This is a genomic window from Raineya sp. (assembly GCF_053497555.1).
Genome location: NZ_JBRCWE010000103.1, coordinates 1 through 7,343, shown reverse-complemented (window position 1 = coordinate 7,343; position 7,343 = coordinate 1). Strand labels below are relative to the sequence as shown.

Here is a 7,343-nt window from a genome sequence, read left to right as displayed (position 1 = left end):
TTGATTTTTCTCTAAACAGACTTTTTAAGGGACGACTACTTAATGCTACTATCCAATATCTCCAAGTTGTGGGCGAATGAGAATTTCCTCTACCACACTTTGCGGCGAAAGCTGAAAGCAAGCCCAAAGGGCATCGGCAACATCTTGGGGTTTCATAAAGCGTTCGGGGGGCAAATCTACTCCTGCCCAGCTATCGGTGAGTGTAGCACCGGGCAAAACAGCCGTAACCCGAATGTTATGCGTTTTGAGTTCGGCACGAAGCACCTTGGTCATTCCATAGAGGGCAAATTTGGAAATGCAGTACGAACCGCCATTGGTATAGGCTGTAATGCTTGCTGTTGAGCAAATTGTGAAGATATGTCCTTGCTGTCGGCTCATCATCATTGGCAAAAATGCTCTTGTCAGATGATAGGCACTATACAAGTTGGTTTCAACCATTGTCTCCAAAGTACCTTCGGCTTCATTGTGAATTTGTCCGGGCAAGAAAAAGCCCGTGTTATTCACCAGTACATCAATTTGAGCCGTTTGGCTTTTCACAAATTCAGCAAATTTCTCTACACCCGCTTTCTGCGATAAATCAGCAGGAATAGCGTGCAAAGAAATGTCGGGGAACTTTTGAGTAATTTCGCTTACAAGAGCCTGTACATTTTCGGCTTTGCGAGAGCAAGTAAAAATTTGAAAGCCATTTTGAGCAAATTTTTCCACAATCGCTTTACCTATTCCTTTTGTACCGCCTGTAACTACAAGGGTGGGCTGTAATTTTTCCATTCTTTTTGCCATTTTTCCACAAAACTAATGATTTGTGGAAAAAACTCCTCAAATTCTTGCTCGTAAAGCGTATAATTTTCACGTAAGCATTCCGTAGCATTGAGCAAATTGGAAGGGAATTTCGTTCTTTGGCTCATTCCTTCAAAAACCCTTGCTATTCCTTCCAAACTTTGGTAATGATACAACCAGTTTTGCCTTTGCATATACGGAAACATATATTGCACTTTGGAAGGTAAAAGAGTAAAGTTGGCTTGTATTTGCCTATAAAAATTTTGTGTAAAGGTGTGCAAATCCTGCAAGTGGTATTTTTGCCAATTTTTGGCAAGAAAGTGGTCGTAGAATATATCTACCGCTACCGAAGCATACTTTCCTTGTGTGGCGTACAATCGCTCAATTCCTTGCAATACAAGGGAATGTTCATCTGTGAAACTATCAATAGCTCTATGCAAATGGATACCTCTCTGAATTTCAGGCTCGTACTCTTCCCACCGATTGCCCTTAATGGCATCAGCAATAAAATTCCCTATCCGAATTTTTTCCGAATCGCCTGAAAGAAAGATATGTGCTAAAAAATTCACAAAACAAGGTTTTAGACTTTTTTCATCATTTTTTTCCCAAACTGCAAGACTATCAAGATTTCTGCAATGGCAAGGTTCGGAAGCCAACTAAGCATTGAAAGCATTACATAAATTTCGGTGCTACTCCAAGTTTCAAGCAATTTGAAATAGCCTATTACAAACATATACAAACGCAAAGTAATAGCCGAGAAGGTCAGAGCATAACTCCTCAGCATAAAATTGGCGTGTTCTATCCACTTTTTTTGCAGAGCCTTGCGATACGCTTGCCACGTAAAAACCCACCAAATCAGCGAAAGCATTGTAAAGCTGATTTTGGAAACCAAATTGCCATTCGCATAAAAAGACATCACCAAACCCGCAGGAGCAGAAACCAACAAAATAATCGTTACATACAATTTTCCAATATTTCTGTGCCAAACAGCATTTTCAAACATCAAATTCCGAGAAAATTGTGTCGCTCCTGCTAGTAGTACCAAAGGCGAAGTAAAAATATGAGCATAAAAAACGCTCATATACAAATATTTTTGCCAAGCCTCCCGCTTGAATAAAATTTCGTATTTAGTAAGCAAAAAATCTATTTCCAGTTCCCAAGAAGTATAAGGCAAAGTGATAACCAACATTCGGTAGGTAAAATAAAATACCCCAAAAGTGGCAAAAATTTTCAGCCAAGCCCACTTTTCTTTCCAAAGTAAAGGAAACAGCAAAATACAAGCTACAAGCACCAAAAGCCAATACACACTAAAAAATTGACTTTGTGTAATGGTTGCCCATTCGTGCTTAAAGTAATACAAAACAGGGTTCATTGGGCGTATTTTGCAAAAACAAACACAAATTTTGTGCTAAAACTTAATTTTCAAAAACTCTTGAAAGCCAAATGCTTACCGAAGCTCCAAACGCTATTCCCGAAAGAAAAGTTGTCCAAGTCAGATTTTTCACTCGCAAAATTTGTGTAAAAATAAAAGCAAGTATCAAAAAAATGAATATAATCAGGATTTGCCCTATTTCAATGCCTACATTAAAGGCAAAAAGAGGCAAGGCAATGCCTGTTTTTTCGGTAGTTGTTCCAAACCATTCGGCACGATTGCTGGTAAGTAGTTCGCTCAATTGGTTAGAAAAAGCCGCTCCGTGTACTAACCCAAAAAGAATTGCTACCAAATATTTTACAGACATTTTGGTTTGAATTTTCGCTTGGCTCACATTCATTAGTGCTGTTATCATTATGCTGAATGGAATTAGCCAGTTTTCAACCAAAGTGCTATCCATTCGGATAATTTTCAGCGTTACTAAAATAAGTGTAATGGTATGCCCAATGGTAAAAGCCGTAGCGAGCAGAACTACTTTTTTCCAATCGGCAAAGAAATATGAAGCACAGAGAGCTATCAAGAACAAAATATGGTCTTGGGCGTCAATGCCTACAATATGATGAAATCCTGTTTTGAACCAAACCTGAAAGGTATCCATAGAAATAAAATTAGGAACTAAACGTTCCCAATCTATCATTTTAATCTTGAATTTGCAACTTTTTGATTTTTTTCACAACTCCCGTGCAATGCGTCTGGTGGCAACTAATGCAAGTCTGAACTACTACTTTATAGAGCTGAATACGTTTTTCCTTGTCTTTTTCCTCATAAAATCGGTTCAGATTATCCACAAAGGCTTTTGCCATATCAGGGTAATTTTCGTGTTTGGTATCGCTATCGGTAGGAGTTGCATTGTGCAGATAAGTAAATTTTTCTCGCAAATCGGTGGGTAATTCTCCTTTCAAAACCAATTTTTTTATGCTATCCATATCATCATACATTTCCCGCATAAGCACTGCCAGTTCGCTACCACCATTCGGATAGAGTGTACTATCGGTATATTTGGCATAATTGAGCTTGGGCTTCGGTGTGATGGATAGGTTTTGGGTTGCTTTATTCTCCCTATTTTCGTTGGAGTTTTGAGAAGTTTCTTTCGGCTTGGAACAAAACTGAAAAAGCCCCAGCAGAGCAAAAAAAGTAAATATTAAAGAAAAAAAGCGTTTCATAAATCGTTTTTGAAGTTGAACTTGTCTAAAATTTCTGCAAATAGGTCAGAAGTTTTTAAGTTTGGAGTTGGAAAGTTTGTCTGCTTAAACTTAAAAAAGCCTAAAAATATTTAGTAACCTCGTTGTTTAGTTAGCCGTCCCTTAAAAATTTCATTTTCACAAAAATAACTTGAAAGTTTCCTTGCAAAAATCAAATTTAGAACTTTTAGCGATGATGTCGCTCTAAGCGGCATCATCGCTTGCTACGTTCCATTTTTAGATTAGAGAAACTGTGTGCTGGATTTTGGATTATCAAACCTGAAACTGCAAGCCCAAAAAACTGCTTCCCCAAATTCCAAGTTGGCTTGATTACTTAATAATTACCCCTTTTGCCTCAAAGGTAATTTCTTCTACGGGTTTTGTAATAGCTTCTATTTCCTTTTTAGATTTTCCTGCATCTTCGGCATAGTGGCGAAGTGTGGCTACATCAATGATTTCTTTCATTGCAACTCCCTCAATAATAGCCGTTTTGCCTGCGGCATTTTTAGGAACAAAGAAACCATAATCTTTGAACTTGATACGCATAGATGAGCCATTACCCAAATCCATTTTCATCCAACAACCTTTTTTCTGACAAACCTCCTCAATTTTACCTTTCAGTTTCACATTGAGTGTCTGTTTGTCTTTCATCATTGTAGGCAAGTTTTTTACTTCTACAGCACCTGTTTCGGTAATTCTTTCCCCAAAATACTTTTGAGCCGAAACCCAAGAAAACATTCCCAATAAGACAGCGGTGAGCAATAATTTTTTCATCGTTTTTGAAGTTTTAATTTTTTCACTTGCAAATAAACGCAAAAACTTTTCCAAAAATTTCAGAATTTCTAAATTCCTTTGCAATTTTTATTCATTCTAAAACTAATTTCTACTTGGCTTTTTTCTTTTTGGTATCACCACTACGGAAAGCGGTTGCCCCTACAAGTGAAACCAAAAGCAAAATGATACTCTTTGCTCCAAACTCTCGCAGAATATACTCGCCAAGTGTGAGTTTCTGATAACTTTCCAATAGTTTCTGATAATCTTGGGGTGTTTTTAATCTTTTGAGCCAAGTTTCTTTGTTTTCGGTAAGCTCTTTGAGCCACTCATTTTTGTATGAAAGTAAAATATTTTCGCTGATAGCATAGCCCACGGCAATCGTTGAGGCAAAAGCTATAAACATTGCAAAGCTCACCAAAGCCCCTAAAACCAAACCTTCTTGGAATTGCAAAATACCCTGATTGACTTTCAGTTTGTAATAAAGCATTGCCCAAGCAGGAAATCCTACAAAGAAAACCCAAGCAAAACCCATAGGCAGGCTATTCAGCGGACTTTTGTAAAATAAAAGTATCAGTGCTGTGAAAAGAATTATACTACCACTACTCACCAAAGCAGTAGCCCGAAGCGTTTGAAAGAACTTTTCTCGCATATCTTTTTTTAGCCCAAAAATCTACATTTTGGCTGATATTGCCAAAAAAACCGATGCCTTCATTTTAATTGAAGGCATTGGTAAGGAGCTATACTCAAACCCGACAGGTTTGGGAAACCTGTCGGGTTTTGTGATTTAATTTTTAAGTAGTTGTTTTAATGAATTTTCGCAAAACAATTTTGTTTGAATAAAAAAGCTTTTATTGCACTTTTTTCTTGGTGAGCAATCCGCCTGCTCCTGTGTGTATCAAGGCTCCTTCTGCCCCTTGGTTGAGTTCAGCGGCATTGGCTTCGTCGGTATCAATGTGCATTTCCAGCTTAAATTTATCCGAAACACGTATCAGTACATTTCCGAAAGTAAGGCTTCGTTCCTGATTTTCTACGCGTACTTCTACAATATCTTTATCCTCTACGCCAAAATATTCGGCATCGTCAGGGTGCATATGAATATGCCTCCAAGCACAAATAACCCCTTCTTTTAGTTCCAATTGCCCCGCAGGACCAATCAGCAAAAGCCCGGGCGAGCCTTCGGTATGCCCCGACTCGCGAATAGGAGCATCTATTCCCAAAAAGAACTCATCTGTACGAGAAATTTCAACTTGGTCTTTGGGACGCGTAGGACCTAAAATTCTCACTTTTTCAATTTTATTTTTTGGACCTACCAATGTAACCATTTCGTTGCAAGCAAATTGTCCGGGCTGGGAAAGGGGCTTTTGTACCGTTAGCTGATACCCTTTTCCGAATAGAATTTCCACACTTTCTTGGGTAAGATGAACGTGGCGAGCCGAAACAGCAATAGGAATACTACGTGGCGGTTGCCCTTTGAACTTACTTTCTTTGATAACTTTGGCAGTTTGCTCGGCAATGGAAAGTTGTTCGTCAGTTTTTACTACCAAAATTTTACACTTGCTATTAGAAGCAGAAATATCTTCTACCCAATCTACTCCCACAAATTTGAGCATTTTGTTTTTTTGCTCGTCAAGAATTGCACGTAAAAAGCCGAGTTTTTGTACCACTTTATAGCGAAGCGAAGCACTATTTTCGCCTATGCCCGCCGTAAAAATAATGGCATCTACGCCACCCATTACCGCCGCATAAGCTCCTATGTATTTACGAAGTCTATGTACAAACATATCTATAGCGAGTTGGGCATCAATATCGCCTTCGGCGGCACGTTCTTCAAGGTCTCGCATATCGTTGGTGCCAGCAATACCCTTCAGTCCGCTTTCTTTATTGAGCATATCGCTGATTTCTTGCCAAGTTTTACCTTCTTTCTCCATTAGATATGTAATTACGCCTGCATCAACATCACCGCTACGCGTACCCATTACCAGCCCTTCCAGTGGAGTCATTCCCATACTGGTTTCAACAGACTGCCCATACTCAATGGCACAAACACTGGCTCCATTGCCCAAATGGCAAGAAATAAGACGTAAATCGTGCAGGTCCGTTTCCAAAAATTTAGCGGCTTGCTCGGCAACGTATTGGTGGCTTGTGCCGTGAAACCCATAACGCTCTATGTCGTGTTTTTCTATTAAATTTTTGGGCAAAGCATAATTTTTGGCTCTTGGTGGGATAGTGCTATGGTAGGCGGTATCAAAAACAGCTACGTGAGGCACATCAGGGAAATATTTTTTGGCAATTCTTACCCCTAAAAGATTGATAGGATTGTGTAAAGGGGCTAAACTGAACAACCCTTCTATTTGCTTTTCAACTTCTTCTGTAATAACGACAGGCTCATCAAAAATTTTACCGCCGTGTACAATTCTATGTCCCACACCTTTCAGCTGGCTTTTATCAATTTTTTCTAAAAGCAGTGGAAAAGCAAAGGCAAGTGCATTTTCGTGTCCGCTACCTTGGCAGGTAAGCACTTCGGTACTACCCGAAAATTTAATCTTGGGTTCGGGGTCAGAAATTCTATCTACGCTCATTACAGCAATTCTTTTGCCCGAAGTTACATCAATTACCTCGGCTTTTACAGAAGAGCTACCACAATTAACAACCAAAATTTGCATAAAAAATACAGGGTTTAAGTGGGAAAATCTACTTGACAAGTTTAGAAAAAAAATACATTTTCCCCAAATGACTTACATCAATTCTTTCTAAAATTTTTATGATTTTCGGCAGAAATAAGCAAGGGCTTCGTTTGTCAGCGAAGCCCTTGTCCAAAAAACCTTGCAGAAATTCAACTACTCCCAAACTACCATTTTATCGCTATTCATTGCTTTGGCGAGCAAAGGAGCGTACCTATCTTCCAAAATATTACGCTTGATTTTGAGCGTAGGGGTAAGAATTCCATTATCCACCGTCCAAGGCTCTTTGGTAATGATAATTTTACTGATACGTGCATAGTTCGGAAGCCCTGCATTTACTTCTTTACAGCTATGCTCTAAACTTTTGCTCACTTCCTCTTTGCTGGCTTTAAGTCCTATCTCAGAAAGAACCACCAAAGCCACAGGCTGGTCTAATGTACGCCCTGTAACGCAAATCTGTTCTACAAAATGATTGGTAGCAAATCCCCATTCAATAGG

8 protein-coding genes and 1 pseudogene are annotated in these 7,343 nt (G+C 39.0%); all 9 read right to left on the bottom strand.

Annotation, left to right across the window (positions count from 1 at the left end):
- Positions 1-48: 48 nt before the first annotated feature.
- A complete protein-coding gene (locus tag ACWITO_RS13190) occupies positions 49-768 on the bottom strand; it encodes an SDR family oxidoreductase (RefSeq protein WP_448530463.1) in 720 nt (239 codons plus the stop codon).
- The gene (locus tag ACWITO_RS13185) at positions 741-1,346 is read right to left on the bottom strand and encodes an acyl carrier protein phosphodiesterase (protein ID WP_448530462.1); all 606 of its coding nucleotides are present in this window, start codon (positions 1,344-1,346) and stop codon (positions 741-743) included. The genes ACWITO_RS13190 and ACWITO_RS13185 overlap by 28 nt, the downstream gene beginning before the upstream one ends.
- Before the next feature lie 11 nt (positions 1,347-1,357).
- Positions 1,358-2,149: a DUF2306 domain-containing protein gene (locus tag ACWITO_RS13180; protein WP_448530461.1), complete on the bottom strand. Its 792-nt coding sequence runs from the start codon at positions 2,147-2,149 to the stop codon at positions 1,358-1,360.
- A gap of 43 nt (positions 2,150-2,192) precedes the next feature.
- Entirely contained in the window at positions 2,193-2,846 is a 654-nt protein-coding gene (locus ACWITO_RS13175; RefSeq protein WP_448530460.1) for a HupE/UreJ family protein, read from the bottom strand.
- A 1-nt stretch (position 2,847) separates the two neighbouring features.
- On the bottom strand, positions 2,848-3,372 hold the full coding sequence (locus ACWITO_RS13170) for a hypothetical protein (RefSeq protein ID WP_448530459.1): 525 nt from the start codon (positions 3,370-3,372) through the stop codon (positions 2,848-2,850).
- A gap of 348 nt (positions 3,373-3,720) precedes the next feature.
- Complete coding sequence (locus ACWITO_RS13165; protein WP_448530458.1) at positions 3,721-4,164, bottom strand: DUF4920 domain-containing protein; 444 nt, start codon at positions 4,162-4,164, stop codon at positions 3,721-3,723.
- A 109-nt stretch (positions 4,165-4,273) separates the two neighbouring features.
- Positions 4,274-4,813, bottom strand: coding sequence for a hypothetical protein (locus ACWITO_RS13160; protein WP_448530457.1), 540 nt, complete (start codon positions 4,811-4,813; stop codon positions 4,274-4,276).
- Positions 4,814-5,012: 199 nt separating this feature from the next.
- Positions 5,013-6,827: an acetate/propionate family kinase gene (locus tag ACWITO_RS13155; RefSeq protein WP_448530456.1), complete on the bottom strand. Its 1,815-nt coding sequence runs from the start codon at positions 6,825-6,827 to the stop codon at positions 5,013-5,015.
- A gap of 174 nt (positions 6,828-7,001) precedes the next feature.
- Positions 7,002-7,343, bottom strand: a pseudogene (locus ACWITO_RS13150) (AMP-binding protein); the annotation flags it as partial.